At 30.4% G+C, this 14116-nt stretch carries 16 protein-coding genes; 11 read left to right on the forward strand and 5 right to left on the reverse strand.

The annotated features are described in order from the left end of the window. Window positions 1-7: 7 nt before the first annotated feature. On the reverse strand, window positions 8-2452 hold the full coding sequence (locus EC396_RS17970) for a mechanosensitive ion channel domain-containing protein (RefSeq protein ID WP_205757936.1): 2445 nt from the start codon (window positions 2450-2452) through the stop codon (window positions 8-10). A gap of 150 nt (window positions 2453-2602) precedes the next feature. On the opposite strand from EC396_RS17970, the gene EC396_RS10165 reads away from it, so the two are divergent. Beyond that, window positions 2603-3229 carry a carbonic anhydrase gene (locus tag EC396_RS10165; RefSeq protein WP_129366596.1) on the forward strand — a complete coding sequence of 209 codons (627 nt, stop codon included), beginning with the start codon at window positions 2603-2605 and terminating at the stop codon, window positions 3227-3229. On the opposite strand, the gene EC396_RS10170 is transcribed toward EC396_RS10165, so the two are convergent. Continuing rightward, on the reverse strand, window positions 3226-3987 hold the full coding sequence (locus EC396_RS10170; protein WP_129366597.1) for an MBL fold metallo-hydrolase: 762 nt from the start codon (window positions 3985-3987) through the stop codon (window positions 3226-3228). The genes EC396_RS10165 and EC396_RS10170 overlap by 4 nt on opposite strands. Before the next feature lie 255 nt (window positions 3988-4242). Between EC396_RS10170 and EC396_RS10175 the strand changes: the two genes are divergently transcribed. From EC396_RS10175 to EC396_RS10205, 7 genes are all read left to right on the forward strand, one after another. Beyond that, window positions 4243-5346 carry a Re/Si-specific NAD(P)(+) transhydrogenase subunit alpha gene (locus EC396_RS10175; RefSeq protein WP_129366598.1) on the forward strand — a complete coding sequence of 368 codons (1104 nt, stop codon included), beginning with the start codon at window positions 4243-4245 and terminating at the stop codon, window positions 5344-5346. Window positions 5347-5358: 12 nt separating this feature from the next. After that, on the forward strand, window positions 5359-5667 hold the full coding sequence (locus EC396_RS10180) for an NAD(P) transhydrogenase subunit alpha (RefSeq protein WP_129366599.1): 309 nt from the start codon (window positions 5359-5361) through the stop codon (window positions 5665-5667). Continuing rightward, window positions 5667-7067 (forward strand): NAD(P)(+) transhydrogenase (Re/Si-specific) subunit beta, encoded by a 1401-nt coding sequence (locus EC396_RS10185; protein ID WP_129366600.1) that lies wholly within the window; start codon window positions 5667-5669, stop codon window positions 7065-7067. The genes EC396_RS10180 and EC396_RS10185 overlap by 1 nt, the downstream gene beginning before the upstream one ends. Before the next feature lie 124 nt (window positions 7068-7191). Continuing rightward, window positions 7192-8646, forward strand: coding sequence for a TonB-dependent receptor (locus tag EC396_RS10190; protein ID WP_129366601.1), 1455 nt, complete (start codon window positions 7192-7194; stop codon window positions 8644-8646). A 58-nt stretch (window positions 8647-8704) separates the two neighbouring features. Then, window positions 8705-9256 carry an RNA polymerase sigma factor gene (locus tag EC396_RS10195; protein WP_240665682.1) on the forward strand — a complete coding sequence of 184 codons (552 nt, stop codon included), beginning with the start codon at window positions 8705-8707 and terminating at the stop codon, window positions 9254-9256. A gap of 20 nt (window positions 9257-9276) precedes the next feature. Continuing rightward, window positions 9277-9894, forward strand: a complete 618-nt coding sequence (locus EC396_RS10200) for a hypothetical protein (protein WP_129366602.1) — start codon at window positions 9277-9279, stop codon at window positions 9892-9894. 10 nt (window positions 9895-9904) lie between these two features. Continuing rightward, a complete protein-coding gene (locus EC396_RS10205; protein ID WP_129366603.1) occupies window positions 9905-10360 on the forward strand; it encodes a sensor of ECF-type sigma factor in 456 nt (151 codons plus the stop codon). Between the two features lie 20 nt (window positions 10361-10380). On the opposite strand, the gene EC396_RS10210 is transcribed toward EC396_RS10205, so the two are convergent. Then, a complete protein-coding gene (locus EC396_RS10210; RefSeq protein ID WP_129366604.1) occupies window positions 10381-11517 on the reverse strand; it encodes a cysteine desulfurase family protein in 1137 nt (378 codons plus the stop codon). 84 nt (window positions 11518-11601) lie between these two features. On the opposite strand from EC396_RS10210, the gene EC396_RS10215 reads away from it, so the two are divergent. Then, complete coding sequence (locus EC396_RS10215) at window positions 11602-12099, forward strand: hypothetical protein (RefSeq protein WP_129366605.1); 498 nt, start codon at window positions 11602-11604, stop codon at window positions 12097-12099. Here the strand turns inward: EC396_RS10215 and EC396_RS10220 are convergent. Next, complete coding sequence (locus EC396_RS10220) at window positions 12096-12668, reverse strand: Smr/MutS family protein (RefSeq protein ID WP_129366606.1); 573 nt, start codon at window positions 12666-12668, stop codon at window positions 12096-12098. The genes EC396_RS10215 and EC396_RS10220 overlap by 4 nt on opposite strands. Before the next feature lie 293 nt (window positions 12669-12961). On the opposite strand from EC396_RS10220, the gene EC396_RS10225 reads away from it, so the two are divergent. After that, window positions 12962-13240 (forward strand): CD225/dispanin family protein, encoded by a 279-nt coding sequence (locus tag EC396_RS10225; RefSeq protein ID WP_129366607.1) that lies wholly within the window; start codon window positions 12962-12964, stop codon window positions 13238-13240. Further along, window positions 13230-13625 (forward strand): DUF2752 domain-containing protein, encoded by a 396-nt coding sequence (locus EC396_RS18280; RefSeq protein WP_129366608.1) that lies wholly within the window; start codon window positions 13230-13232, stop codon window positions 13623-13625. The genes EC396_RS10225 and EC396_RS18280 overlap by 11 nt, the downstream gene beginning before the upstream one ends. 112 nt (window positions 13626-13737) lie before the next feature. Here EC396_RS18280 and EC396_RS10235 read toward each other — a convergent pair. Further along, window positions 13738-14116: transposase (locus tag EC396_RS10235; protein ID WP_205757937.1), on the reverse strand; the 379-nt coding region annotated here is incomplete at its 5' end.

Below are 14116 nucleotides of genomic sequence, written 5' to 3' on the forward strand. Positions count from 1 at the left end.
TTTTATTTTATTTCTTTTCAGAAGCTGTCAACCCAGAAATTGAAGCATCAACACTTCTAATATGTAAGTCTCTTTGTGGAAAAGCAATTTCAATTTTTTCTTCACGGAATCTTCTATCTATTTCTTTACGCAAATCACTTTCAACCTGCATAGCATCTAAAGCATTTTTAGCCCAAACTCTTAATTCAAAATTTAAAGTACTGTCTGCAAAATTCACAAAAAGTACAACTGGTTTGTGATTTTTAACCAAATCGCTATTTGAAGATCCAATTTCAGTTAAAGTATCAATTACCAAATTTACATCAGAACCATAGGCAACACCAACTTCAATTTTAATTCTTTTTCTTTGATTGGTCAAGGTCCAGTTAACCACTTTATTGTAAACCAAATCAGCATTAGGAATGATAATATCAGACTGGTCAAATGTTTGAACTGTTGTAGAACGCAAGCCAATTTTTTTAACTTCAGACCAAATACCTTCAACTTCAATAGTATCGCCTTCTCTAATAGGTCTTTCAAACAATAAAATTAAACCACTCACAAAATTATTTACAAGTCCTTGTAAACCAAAACCAATACCAACACTTAATGCACTTAATACAATTGCAAAGTTAGTTAAGTCAAAACCTACTACAGCAATGGCAATTAAAAACCCAAAAAACAATAAGAAATAACGAAATAGTTGTGCAATTGAAAGCCTTGTACCTTTGTCTAGCTTATTATCAAAAGCACTATTCATTAAAACTATTTCATTAATTGTAGACAAAATATACGCAGTATACAAAATACTGATTGAAGTAATTAAAATACCCAATGAAATTTTAACATCCCCTAAATTAAAACCAATGCTCATTAATTTTTCATAAGCCAATGAAATATTTTCATAAACATTCCAATAAACTAAGAACCTTGGTAAAGCCGCTAACATTATTATTAAAATTGTAATAATTGTAGAGATTCTATTAACGGTTTTATCAATAAGATCTTGCGAAATATTATGATTGCCATTTGCTAAAATTTGTAACCCCGCAATTATTCCTGCTCTAATCATTTTTATAAAAACATAGACAAAAACAAACAGTATGATGGATTTTATCAATGCTTCATACATATAAAGTGCTAAAATTTCTTTACCTACAATTTCTGAAATAAAAATACCCCATAAATATGCTGATAATAGTGTAAAAAACCATTTGTAATTTTTTGCATTTGCTGAAGTTATAGTTTTCTTTTTCCAATGGTATAATTTGTACAATCCAAGAATTGCAACAGCCAATATAAATAACCTAAATATTGGAACTGGAATGTTAAAAACATGAAATATTCCCGAAATAAAAATTATTAAAAATAATGAATAAACAAACTCTTTTTTCCAAGGGTCAATTTCTTTATTGCTTATCAAACGGCAAAAAGCAATTCCTCCAATTAAAAAATACGAAAACCTTATTAATGGAACGCTCTTGGCATCTAAATGAAACAGCGCTACAGTTGTAACACCAAAAAATATACCCGCTGAGATAGATCTGTTATTAAAATAACTATACTCTTTACTATTTTTAAGTAGCTCTTTATTTTTTCTAATTAAATAAACAACCAGAAAAGCTATAAAAGCTTGAATAAAAATTAAATAACCATAATTATCAAAATAAACCTGCGATGGCCAAATTACTTTTGTAAACCCTCTTTTAATATTGGTCCATAATTTACTATTAAATTGTGCGTAAAAATTTGGAGAGTAAATAGGTATAGAGCCATATTCAAAAGCGCTTACCATTTTCTTTTGGCGCAATGCTAAAATTTGATTCTTAAGTTTGTTAATTCTCGCCTGATTGCTGTAGCTATCTTGTTGTAATTTCATTAAAACATTTAACTTATCTACAACAATCTTCAACCCCTTTTCAATGGTTGTTTTTGCTTCATTTATGGCTTGTTTTGCTTCTACTGGTAATTCATTTTCAGACAAAGACAATTCATAATTTTTCCATTTTTTTTGGTAACCTAACCAAACATCTCTTAACTTTTCAAGCGTTTGGATAGCAGCTGTTAAATTTTTATTGGTATCATTAAACGACTGGTCTGATTGCTCTAATTCAGTTTTTAAATTATCGAGTTCTGTAGTACTAACATTTTCATCCTTTTTTATTTCATTGTACTGCGGAATAATTTCATTTATGATATCTGTGGTCGCTTTGTTTTTTGCTGAAATTTTAGAAATATCAACTAAATTTTCAATATCATCCTTAAGAAATGTTAATTCATTTAACAATTCGGCTGCTTTAGGAATAATTTCCGAAAGTGTAAGTACATCTATACTTACATCTTTTTTATTAGAAACTTCAACATCTGGATTTTGAGTTGTTTCCTGAGCTATAATTTCTCCTGAAAAGACAGCACTTAATAATAAAACCAAACCCACTAAATGAATCGAAAAATATTTTTTAATACCAATCATAAAGAAACCACTTTATTAAACATTTTACGAATATACAGTACTCTTAGCAATATGACAACCAATATACTATGATAATTTGACTGATTTTTAATTTAAAATTTTATTAATTAACTTAAAATCTATATTATTACAACCTGTAAAAAACAAATTATGAAGATTGAAGAAATATTTGAGAATAATCAAAAATGGGTCACAAAAAAATTAGGTGAAAACGCTGATTATTTTAATGAACTATCTTCCGACCACAATCCTGATATTTTATATATTGGCTGCTCAGACAGTAGAGTTTCTTCAGAAGAATTAATGGGTGCAGAGCCTGGTAACGTGTTTGTTATGCGCAATATTGCCAATATGGTTTCTAGCTTAGATTTAAGTGCTATGTCTATTATAAAATATGCTGTAAGCGAATTAAAAGTAAAGCATGTAATTGTATGTGGCCACTATGAATGTGGAGGTGTAAAAGCAGCCATGATGTCTACAGATTTAGGTATTTTAAATCCTTGGTTGCGTAATATTCGTGATGTATATCGAATTCATAAAGATGAGTTAAATGCCATTTCAAATGAAAATGAAAAATACAAGCGATTGGTTGAGTTAAATGTACAGGAACAATGTATCAATGTATTAAAAACAGCCGATGTACAACTTGGTATAAAAAAGCGTAATCTTACAGTTCACGGTTGGGTTTTTGACATTCACACAGGTAAATTAATTGATTTGAAAATTAATTTCGACAAACTTTTAAAAGATATTCAAGAAATTTACCGTTTAGATTAAATCTCTAAAACCAATTCATCATAAGCAATAAAAACATTTTCGGGCAATTGCTTTTCAACCTCTGCATGAAAACCTAAATGGTGACTAATATGCGTAAAATATGTTTTTTTAGGCTTCAATTCTTTTACCAATTGCAGTGCTTCGTCTAAATTCAAATGCGAATGATGCTCTTTGTGTCGTATGGCATTTACAATTAAAATATCTAAGTTTTTTAATTTTTCTTTTTCTATTGAAGAAATTGTTTTTACATCGGTTAAATAAGCCATATTATTAAATTTATACCCAAATATTTTTAATTTACCATGCATCACTCTTACAGGAGTTACTTCTAGATTATTTAAATAAAAAGGCTTGTTTTTTAACTTGTTTTGCTGAACACTTGGTGCTCCAGGATATTTATTTTCATCAATAAAAATATAATCAAATCTGCGAGCTAAATTTTTTAACACTCTCTTTTGAGCATAAATTGGTACTGCTCCCAACTGAAAACTAAACGGGCGCAAATCGTCTAAACCAGCCGTATGATCTGCATGTTCATGCGTAAAAAGAACTCCATTTATTTTTTCAACATTGGCACGTAACATTTGATATCTAAAATCTGGACCACAATCAATTACGTAGGTAAAATCATCCCATTCAATTAAAATAGAAACACGTAAACGCTTGTCTCTTTTATCATTTGACAAACAAACTGGGTGATTGCTAGTAATAACAGGGATTCCTGTTGAAGTTCCTGTTCCTAAAAATGTAATTTTCAAATTTCTAATTTTTTATAAAAATACATGTAATATTAAAAATGTTACCTTTTTTATCAAAAATTATGCACAACTTCATTAAAAAAGTCTACCTACCGTAACTAATCTATGTTATATATTTTACAATTATTTTAAAATCGTAAAAAACGCACTATTAGGTCTTAATTATAATTCTCAAACCAACGTAATTAGTTATATTTGCTTCTTCAAAATTTTATTTTGAATACCAAATAAAAACCAACTAAAATTAATTTACACATGAAAATAGGCGTATTAAAAGAAACCCAAAAGGGTGAAAAACGTGTCTCCATTTCACCAAACATTGCCAAACTATTGATCTCAAAAGGATTTGAAGTTTTAATTGAAAAAGATGCTGGTTCACCTTCTTCGTTTAAAGATTCTGATTACAGTGATATTGGAGCAGTGATAATAAGTAGAGATGCTGTTTTTAAAGATGCTAATGTACTTATTAAAATTAACCCGTTTGATAGCGACGATTTAAAATCAGTTCAAAAAGGGCAAATTTTAATGAGTCAATTGTATTACAAATCGCAACCTGAATTGATTGAAGCTATTGCAGCAACTGGTGTAACAGCCTTTTCTATGGATGCAATGCCTCGTATTTCAAGAGCGCAAGATATGGATGTTTTAAGTTCTCAAAGTAACTTGGCAGGCTATAAAGCTGTTATTGTAGGCGCAAATGAAATGACCAAAGTTTTCCCATTAATGATGACAGCTGCAGGAACAATTATTCCTTCAAAAGTACTTATTTATGGTGTTGGAGTTGCTGGCTTACAAGCAATTGCAACCGCAAAACGTTTGGGCGCGGTGGTAATGGCTACAGATATTAGAACGGAAACAAAAGAACAAGCTGAATCTTTAGGTGCTAAATTTATTAGTGTAGACAATACTGGTGAAGAATCTGAAGGTGGTTATGCTAAAGAAGCTTCAGAAGATTATGCTCGCAGACAAAAAGAAGCGGTAGATAAATCTCTTTTTCAAGCCGATTTGGTAATTACAACAGCTATGGTTCCTGGTCGTAAAGCTCCAGTATTAATTACTGAAGAGCAAGTAAACCAAATGAAAAATGGTGCAGTAATTATAGATTTAGCTGCAGCGCAAGGCGGAAACTGTGCTTTAAGTAAAATGGGAGAAACTGTTGAAGTTAATGGTGTAAAAATTATTGGAACTACTATGGCTCCAGAAAGTGTTTCAACAAATGCAAGTGAATTGTATGGTAAAAACATGTATAATTTCTTAATGCATTTAACAGATGAAAATCAAGCTTTTAAATGGGAATTGGAAGAAGAAATTACTGATGGAACTTTAATTGTTCACGAAGGAAAAATTAGAAAAAACTAAAACACATAGATTATGAATGAAATGTTAGAATTTTTATATGAAAATCTAGAACTTATATACATCCTTATTTTTGCGATTTTTATAGGTGTAGAGTTAATTAAAAATGTGCCTTCTGTTTTACATACACCTTTAATGTCGGGTGCAAATGCACTAAGTGGTGTTGTAATTGTTGGAGCTCTTTTGGTTATGATGCAAGCCGACCCAACCGATTACCTTTCGTTAGGATTGGGGTTTGTTGCCGTAGTATTAGGAATTATAAATGTAGTTGGTGGTTTTGCCGTAACCGACCGTATGTTACAAATGTTTAAAAAGAAAAAATAATGAATATCATTTTAAGTATTATCTATTTAATTTCAACCATTACTTTTGTAATTGGTTTAAAATTGTTGGGACATCCAGAAACTGCAAAAAAAGGAAATTTAATTGCTGCTATTGGAATGGTAGTTGCCATAATTGGAACTTTATTTTTACACGATTTTGAAGTGCCTACCATTAATTACGTATTAATTGGTGCTGCTCTTTTAGTTGGAACTGTTTTAGGATATATTATTGCTATGAAAGTAGCTATGACAAAAATGCCTGAACTGGTATCGTTATTTAACGGTTTTGGTGGTGGTAGTGCCTTGTTAATTGGTTTGGTTGAATTTAGCAAAAATGTTGGCGTTGATCCAGCTTTAAAACCTTCTGCTGCAATTACAGCTACTATTTTATCTGCAATTGCAATTGGAAGTATCACATTTACTGGAAGCTTGGTTGCCTGGGCAAAATTAAACGGCTCTATGAAAGACGTAAGATTGCCTAAATACAACCTTATTAACAATGTATTGTTTTTGGCTTTGGTTGCCTTTGCCAGCTATATTACTGTTGTAAATACCGATAGCTATCTGCTAGTTTATATATTATTATTTGTTTCATTAATTTACGGGTATTTATTTGTTGCTCCAATTGGAGGTGCAGATATGCCAGTAGTTATCTCTCTATTAAACTCCTTAACAGGTATTGCTGCTGCCATTACAGGTATTCTTTACGGTAATATGGTTATGTTAGTAGGTGGTATTTTAGTAGGATCTGCCGGATTGATTTTAACATTTGTAATGTGTAAAGCAATGAACCGCTCCTTGTCTAATGTTATTTTTGGTGCTTTTGGTGGAGATGCTGCTGTTGCAGGTGCTACAGGAAAAACAGGCGGATCAATTAAAAAAACAACTGCAAGTGACTCTGCTGTATTGTTAAATTATGCAAGTAAAGTGGTTATTGTACCTGGCTATGGTTTGGCTGTTGCACAAGCGCAACACGTAATTCATGAACTAGAATTATTACTAACCGAAAAAGGCGTTGATGTATCTTATGCCATTCACCCTGTTGCTGGGCGAATGCCAGGACATATGAACGTATTGTTGGCTGAAAGTAATGTTGATTACGATAAGTTGATTGAAATGGACGATATCAACCCTCAATTTCCAAATACCGATGTTGTTTTGGTGGTGGGTGCAAATGATGTTGTAAATCCTGCAGCTCATAATGATCCTTCAAGTCCAATTTACGGAATGCCAATTTTAGATGTTGAAAATGCAAAACATATTATTGTTAACAAACGTAGTATGAATGCAGGTTATGCTGGTATTGAAAATGAATTGTTTTTCAACCAAAAAACATCAATGTTATTTGGTGACGCCAAGTCTGCTTTAACCGAATTGGTTAGTGAATTAAAAAATATGTAATGTAATTTTTAAGAATTTCATAAAAAGAGGATAAATACAAGTTATTTATCCTCTTTATTTTTTAAAAGAAGTACTTTCATATCAAAATTTATTAATTTTGCATCACTAAAAAAATTAAAAAAAAATGGTTCTAAAACTAAAAGGTGATACTGAAATTAGCGAAATCCTTCCAAGTAAGGCAAAAGCTTTAAAAATTAACTTAAACAAGTATATCTACGGTACTTTTGCTGAAATTGGAGCTGGACAGGAAACTGTACGTCATTTTTTTAGAGCTGGAGGCGCTTCAGGAACCGTTGCAAAAGCAATGAGTGCATATGATAAAGAATTTTCTGATGCCGTTTATGGTGTTGAAGAAGATGGTCGTTATGTTACTGAAGAGCGTTTAAAGCAAATGCTTACTTATGAAAAAGAATTAATTGAAGACCGTTTAACCAGAAAAAATCATCCTGGAAAAATGTTCTTTTCTTATGCCAATACAGTTACCACGATAGATTTTGCCAAAAAATTTAAAGGCCACGGTTGGGTTGGTATCAAATTTCAATTAGATCCTTTAGAGCCTTTTAACGAAATTATTTTACACGTTAGATTCAAAGAAACCGACGCTAAATTACAACAAGAAACTTTAGGGGTGTTGGGCGTAAATTTAATTTATGGTGCTTATTATTTGAATGACAAACCAAAGGAATTATTAAAATCATTATACGACAACTTACACGAAATTCAGCTTGAAATTGATATGATTAATTTCTCAGGCCCACGATTTTCTTATGTAGACAACAGGTTAATGAGTTTACAGTTGGTAAAAAACGGAATGACAAACGCAGTTATGTTTGGATCAGATGGTAACAATCTTTTACCTGCACAACAATTATACAAAGCCAATATTTTAGCTTTAAGAGGTAGTTTTAGACCTGTTACCAAAGTAAATATGGATATGTACAAATTGGCCGAAGAGTTATTTTTGAACGAAAACAAAGTCCAAAAAGAAAATACAAAAATTATTTTCGAAATTACTTTAACAAACTTAAGTTCTAAAGGTCAAATTGATGAAAGAGACTTTTTAGACAGGGCCGAATTATTGTCTTCTTTAGGGCAAAATGTAATGATTACCAATTTTCAGGAATATTACAAACTGGTCGAGTATTTTTCAGAGTTTACAAAAGCACGTATAGGTTTGGCTATGGGTGTTGCAAGTTTTATTCAAATTTTTGACGAAAAATATTACAGAAACTTAAGTGGTGGAATTTTGGAAGCTTTTGGTAAATTATTTTTCAAAGATTTAAAAGTGTACTTATATCCTTTCAAAAATAATAAAACAGGCGAAATTGTAACAAGTGAAAATTTAAGAGTACACCCTCGTATGCAAGAACTTTACAAATTCTTTAAATACAATGGTAAAGTAGTTGATATTACAAATTACGATCCTGAGATTTTAAATGTTTTTTCAAATACCATTTTAGATATGATTGCCAATGGTCAACACGGTTGGGAAGAAATGCTGCCAAGTGGTATTGCTGAAATTATTAAAGACGAACGTTTATTTGGATATTCGAGACGAAAATTTGCTCAAAAAAAATAATTTCACTTTATAATTAAACCTTTTCTAGTTATATTCGTCTAATTACAAACTTACTGTATTGACAGACGAAAAATTATTAGTTGCACAACTTAAAGATAAAAGCACTCAAGAGCTTGCTTTTAGAAACCTCATGGGGCTATACAAAAAAAGATTGTATTGGCACATTAGGAAAATTGTGTTGAGTCATGATGATGCTGATGATGTACTTCAAAATACATTTATCAAAGTTTTTAAAAACATTCACAATTTTAATGAAGAGAGTAAATTGTACTCTTGGATGTATCGAATTGCAACCAATGAATCCATTACTTTTATCAATAAAAAAGCGCAAAAACTAAATGTTGACATTAGCGAGTTGCAATATGCTATGGCTGAAACTTTAGAAAATGACGAAAATTATTCAGGAGATAACATTCAGCTATTGCTCCAAAAAGCCATTATTTCATTACCACAAAAACAACAATTGGTTTTTAATATGAAATATTTTGATGAAATGAAATACGATGAAATGGCCGAAATATTAGAAACATCGGTTGGCGCATTAAAAGCGTCCTATTTTCACGCTGTGAAAAAAATTGAAAATTATATTAAATTAAACCTTCCGACTTAAAAGAAGTCTAATGGTTAACAATGAAAAAAGAAAAGTTACATACAATCGCACCACTTTTAAGTCAGATTTCTTCAAAAGAAAAAGGATTTACAGTGCCTAAAAATTACTTTAATACCGTTGAAGAAAATGTAATTTCAATATTAAATTTACAAGAAATTCAACCAAAAGAATCTAATGCATTTAAAACACCTGCTCATTATTTTGATACAGTTGAAGAAATTACACTTGCCAAATTAAAAGCAGAAATTGCGCAAAAAAATAACAATACCAAAATTCCTGCAGCTTATTTTAACACTGTTGAAGATCGTGTTTTTGCAAAATTAAAAGCCGATAAAAAAGTTATTTCAATAAAAAAAATCACAACTTATGCAGCCTCCATAGCTATTGCTGCTTCACTTTTACTTGTTTTTATTTTAAATACAACAAAAAAAGAACCTGTAACTTTTGCTTCATTAGAAATTACTGAAATAGAAGCATTTATAAACAACGGAATGGTAGATATTGAACCTGAAAATTTAGCCAACGCTTTTTCAGATATTGAATTTCCAACAACCATTTTAACAACATCACTTACTGAAAATGAAGTGTACGATTATTTAACCGATGAAGATATTGAAACTATTATTTATGAAAATTAACTTTTTACAAATGAAAAAATCATTGTTTTTTACTTTGTTGTTGGTGTTCACATTTATAACAACAAATGCACAGCAAATGGGGCGTGAAAATATTACATTACTTAAAACATCTTACATTACAGATGCTTTAAGTTTAACACCTACAGAAGCTGAAAAATTTTGGCCAGTTTACAATTTATACAACAATAAGATTAAAACTTCAAAACAAAAATTGGAATTTGAAATGCGTAATATTATGAATTATTCAGGTGGAATTGATGACCTAAGCGAAGAAAAAGCATTGGTTTTGGTAAATCAAATGCTTCAGATGGAAGAAGATATTTCAAAAAACAAAACAAAAATGACCCATGAATTATTAAAAATACTTCCTGCTAAAAAAGTTATTAAACTTGAAAAAGCGGAACGTGATTTTAATAGAAGAATCCTTCAGGAATACGGAAAAAGAAAACGTATGGGAGCCAATTAATTTCCTGCAAAAAAGAATTATTAAACAATCAAGCCTTTTAGCACTTCTATCACCATATCAATATCTTCTTTGGTGTTGAATTTTGAAAACGAAAAACGTACCGATGTTTTTTTGGCCTCATTTTCGTCTAAAATGGTATTTAAAACGTGAGAACCTTTGTTACTTCCACTTTGACAAGCACTGCCTCCTGAAGCTGAAATCCCCTTTAAATCTAGGTTAAAAAGCAACATTGCATACTCTTTAGGAAAACGAACATTTAAAATAGCATAACTGCTTTTTGTTTCACTTTCAGAAAAACCATTGAAATGAATTTCATTGAAATTAACTTTCAATTCTTGTATAAAATAACGTTTTAAGTCTTGGATATAAATTGTATCGTTTTGCAGATTTTGACAAGCAATTTGGAGCGCTTTATCCATACCTAAAATACTATGCACATTTTCTGTGCCGGCTCTTGCCCCCTTTTCCTGTTCACCTCCGTGTAAAATAGGGTAAATTCCAAAACCTTTTTTCACATAAGCAAAACCAACACCTTTTGGACCGTGAAATTTATGTGCACTCGCTACAAAAAAGTCAATAGGCGTTTTTTTAACATCTATTTCAAAATGTCCAACTGCCTGAACAGCATCAGAATGAAACAACGCATTATTTAAAACACATAGTTCACCTACTTTTTCAATATTTAATAAATTTCCAATCTCATTGTTAACATACATTAAACTCACTAATTTTTTAGCATCATCTTTTTTCAACAAAGATTCCAAATGAGCATAATCAATGTCTCCATTTTTATCTAAATCAACCCAAGCTACATTAATGTCAAATTCTTTAATTAAGTTATTAATGGTATGCAAAACTGCGTGATGTTCTATTTTTGATGAAATAATGGTCTTTACACCTAAATTTACAACCGCATTTCGTAAAATTAAATTGTCTGCTTCGGTTCCTCCTGCAGTAAAAATAATTTCACTTGCAGAAGCATTTAATCTTTTAGCAATATTTTTACGCACCGTTTCAACAATCGATTTTGCTTTTCTTCCCTCTTGATGTGTAGATGATGGATTGCCAAAAGTTGTACTCATAGCAACAGTAATTTCCTCAATAACCTCAGTAAGAATAGGTGTTGTAGCCGCGTTGTCTAAATATATTTTTTTCATCAAAAACAAAAGTAATTAAAATAGTTGGTTTCAATTAATGATGTAAAGCTTAAAACAATTATTTTTGCGACATATTATGCAATTATGAAAAAAATTCTTACACTTTTTATCGCAATTTCATTCATTTCATGCAATGATGGTGATTTTGACATACCTAATTTTCAATTTAATAACACCATATACAGCTGCGATAATTATGTGCTTTATGTAACCAACAACAGCAAAACCGAAACTTTGGTTATAACTTTAACTAATAACGAGTTGGGAACTGATATTGGCACAGTTTCTTACCCCGTAAATTCAAGCCGAAAAGCCGTATATCGTCTTTTTAAAAGTGCAATTGACAATAATTATTTTTGTCAAACAATTCCACCAATAACACCTAGCGTAATTTCAGAATTAGATGCTATAAGTGCAACTATTAATATTACTACATCTGAAGTAAAAGATAAAGACAATGTTTTAACAGGTTATAGTTATGACATCTCATTTTCAGATTTATTATTTAAGGACAGTGACGGACGTATTTTTTATGAAAGTTTTCCGTTTGGTTCTTTTGAAATTGATTTAGAAGACCTTTAATTTTTAGGATTCTGATAAATATAAACTTCAGTGGCTCCAAAGCCATATTTTTTGTAAGATGCTTCGTAATAGTCTACGTTGTAATTATTTAACATAAAATCCAATTCGCTTTTTAAAACACCTTCTCCAACACCGTGGATAAAAACAATTTTAGGAATGCGATTTTTAATGGCAAATTCTAATTTATGTTTAGCGTGTTCTAATTGCGTTGATAGAATATCATAATTATCCATCCCTTTTGTTGAAGGAATTAACTGATGGATGTGTAAATCTACTTCCATTGGAGGTAATTTTTCCTCTTTTACATCGCTTTTAAACTTGATACCTTTCTTTTTTTTAGGAATCTCTTTGGTTTTCTGTAATAATAATTCGTTAGAAATATCACTATATTTTGACATTTCAAACTGATTTTCTTTTATAACAACCAATTCTTTTGGAGCAAATTCAAAAGGAAAACCATCTGTACTTTCTATTACAATTTTGTTTGCCAAAACAGCAATAACCTTCCCTTTTATTACGTCGTCTAAAACGGCAACCTCATCACCTACATTAAATTTTTTCTCCAACATTGCTTTACATTAAAATAAAAAATATTAATACTTACACTAATTCAACTAAAAATAAATAAACTATAAATTGTTTCATTTTTTTACAAAAATAGAAAATTACAGTGTGATATATAAAGATTAAAAATTAAAAATAATTACATCCTTAAATTTTTAGACTTTATAATAATTACAGCTATGCACTACTGTTTTTAAACATTTAAAAACACTATAAACAAGACCAAAACATCTTAGTTTATTTGTAATTTTTTAGTATTTTTAAAATTCATTTAAAAACTCTCTTAAAAAATTGACCTATGGAACAAATCAGACCCAAAAATTACCTTGTCGAATCTATTTTAGTAACCATGTGTTGTTGTCAGCCTCTTGGAATTGTTGGTATTGTATTTGCGAGCCAAGTAAACTCTAGATACAATGCTGGTGATTATAACGGTGCTCTTCAAGCATCTAAAGATGCAAAAAAATGGATTTACTGGGGCTTTGGAATTGGACTGGTATTTATGTTACTTTTATTTGCTTTTTATGCAGCAATGTTTTTTTTAGGCATTAATCAAGGATTATTTAATGAATTTTAAATACGTTGGTTTTGTTATTTTAGCGATAGCTTTAGTTTTAATTTACATTTTTATAAACCCAAGCGAGGTAGACTTTTTACCCAAATGCCCGTTTTATTTTACAACGGGTTTGTATTGCCCTGGTTGTGGAAGTCAGCGAGCGACACATCAGTTATTAAATTTCAATTTTAAAGGGGTTATTGCGCAAAATATATTGTTTGTTGTTTGTATTTTTATTTTGATTTATCACATTACAATTACGGTTTTAAATACATATTTCAAAAAAAATTATTTCAACTATTTAAATCACGCTAAAACTGGATGGATTGTATTAATTTTTATCCTTGTTTTTTGGATATCACGAAATATTCCTTGTTATCCGTTTGAATTATTAGCACCTAAATAGTAAATCATAAAAAAGAAGCCGTCTCAAAATTAAATTGGGGCGGTTTTTTTTATTTTTAATTTCTACCGATAATTTTAGGAGGTTTTAATTTTTGGCAAGAAGTTGCCATTTATTAGGCGCATTTCTTTCTTATATTATGCGCTAATGCGTGTAATCCGAACTCTAATTCAGCTTTTTCTATTCCTTTATGGGTAAATCGTTTAAAATTTCGATTGGATTTTATGTGTGCAAAAACAGGTTCTACATCGGCAGTACGCTGTTTGCGTTTTAGTTCACCTATTTCGCTAAGCAAATTCCTTCTTGCTTTTTCCTTGTATGCCTCTAGTTTGTGATTCCGCTCTACAATTCTATTTCCTTTTGCCTTAAAACAAGCGCCTCGCAATTGACAATCTTGACAGTTTTGTGCGCTATATATACTACTAGTTTGTGCATAACCTGATTTGGTTTTTCTCTTTCGCTCACCTATTTTTTTCATAGTTTGACCCATTGGA

The sequence above is a fragment of the Lutibacter sp. HS1-25 genome, from assembly GCF_004121075.1.
Taxonomy (GTDB): Bacteria; Bacteroidota; Bacteroidia; order Flavobacteriales; family Flavobacteriaceae; genus Lutibacter.

Bases quoted from the DNA above. Each gene is read 5' to 3' on its own strand.
- EC396_RS17970 (WP_205757936.1), bottom strand. From the start codon at position 2,452: ATGATTGGTATTAAAAAATATTTTTCGATTCATTTAGTGGGTTTGGTT.
- EC396_RS10225 (WP_129366607.1), top strand. From the start codon at position 12,962: ATGGAACAAATCAGACCCAAAAATTACCTTGTCGAATCTATTTTAGTA.
- EC396_RS10190 (WP_129366601.1), top strand. From the start codon at position 7,192: ATGGTTCTAAAACTAAAAGGTGATACTGAAATTAGCGAAATCCTTCCA.
- EC396_RS10175 (WP_129366598.1), top strand. From the start codon at position 4,243: ATGAAAATAGGCGTATTAAAAGAAACCCAAAAGGGTGAAAAACGTGTC.
- EC396_RS10185 (WP_129366600.1), top strand. From the start codon at position 5,667: ATGAATATCATTTTAAGTATTATCTATTTAATTTCAACCATTACTTTT.
- EC396_RS10210 (WP_129366604.1), bottom strand. From the start codon at position 11,517: ATGAAAAAAATATATTTAGACAACGCGGCTACAACACCTATTCTTACT.
- EC396_RS10215 (WP_129366605.1), top strand. From the start codon at position 11,602: ATGAAAAAAATTCTTACACTTTTTATCGCAATTTCATTCATTTCATGC.
- EC396_RS10220 (WP_129366606.1), bottom strand. From the start codon at position 12,668: ATGTTGGAGAAAAAATTTAATGTAGGTGATGAGGTTGCCGTTTTAGAC.
- EC396_RS10165 (WP_129366596.1), top strand. From the start codon at position 2,603: ATGAAGATTGAAGAAATATTTGAGAATAATCAAAAATGGGTCACAAAA.
- EC396_RS10200 (WP_129366602.1), top strand. From the start codon at position 9,277: ATGAAAAAAGAAAAGTTACATACAATCGCACCACTTTTAAGTCAGATT.
- EC396_RS18280 (WP_129366608.1), top strand. From the start codon at position 13,230: ATGAATTTTAAATACGTTGGTTTTGTTATTTTAGCGATAGCTTTAGTT.
- EC396_RS10205 (WP_129366603.1), top strand. From the start codon at position 9,905: ATGAAAAAATCATTGTTTTTTACTTTGTTGTTGGTGTTCACATTTATA.
- EC396_RS10180 (WP_129366599.1), top strand. From the start codon at position 5,359: ATGAATGAAATGTTAGAATTTTTATATGAAAATCTAGAACTTATATAC.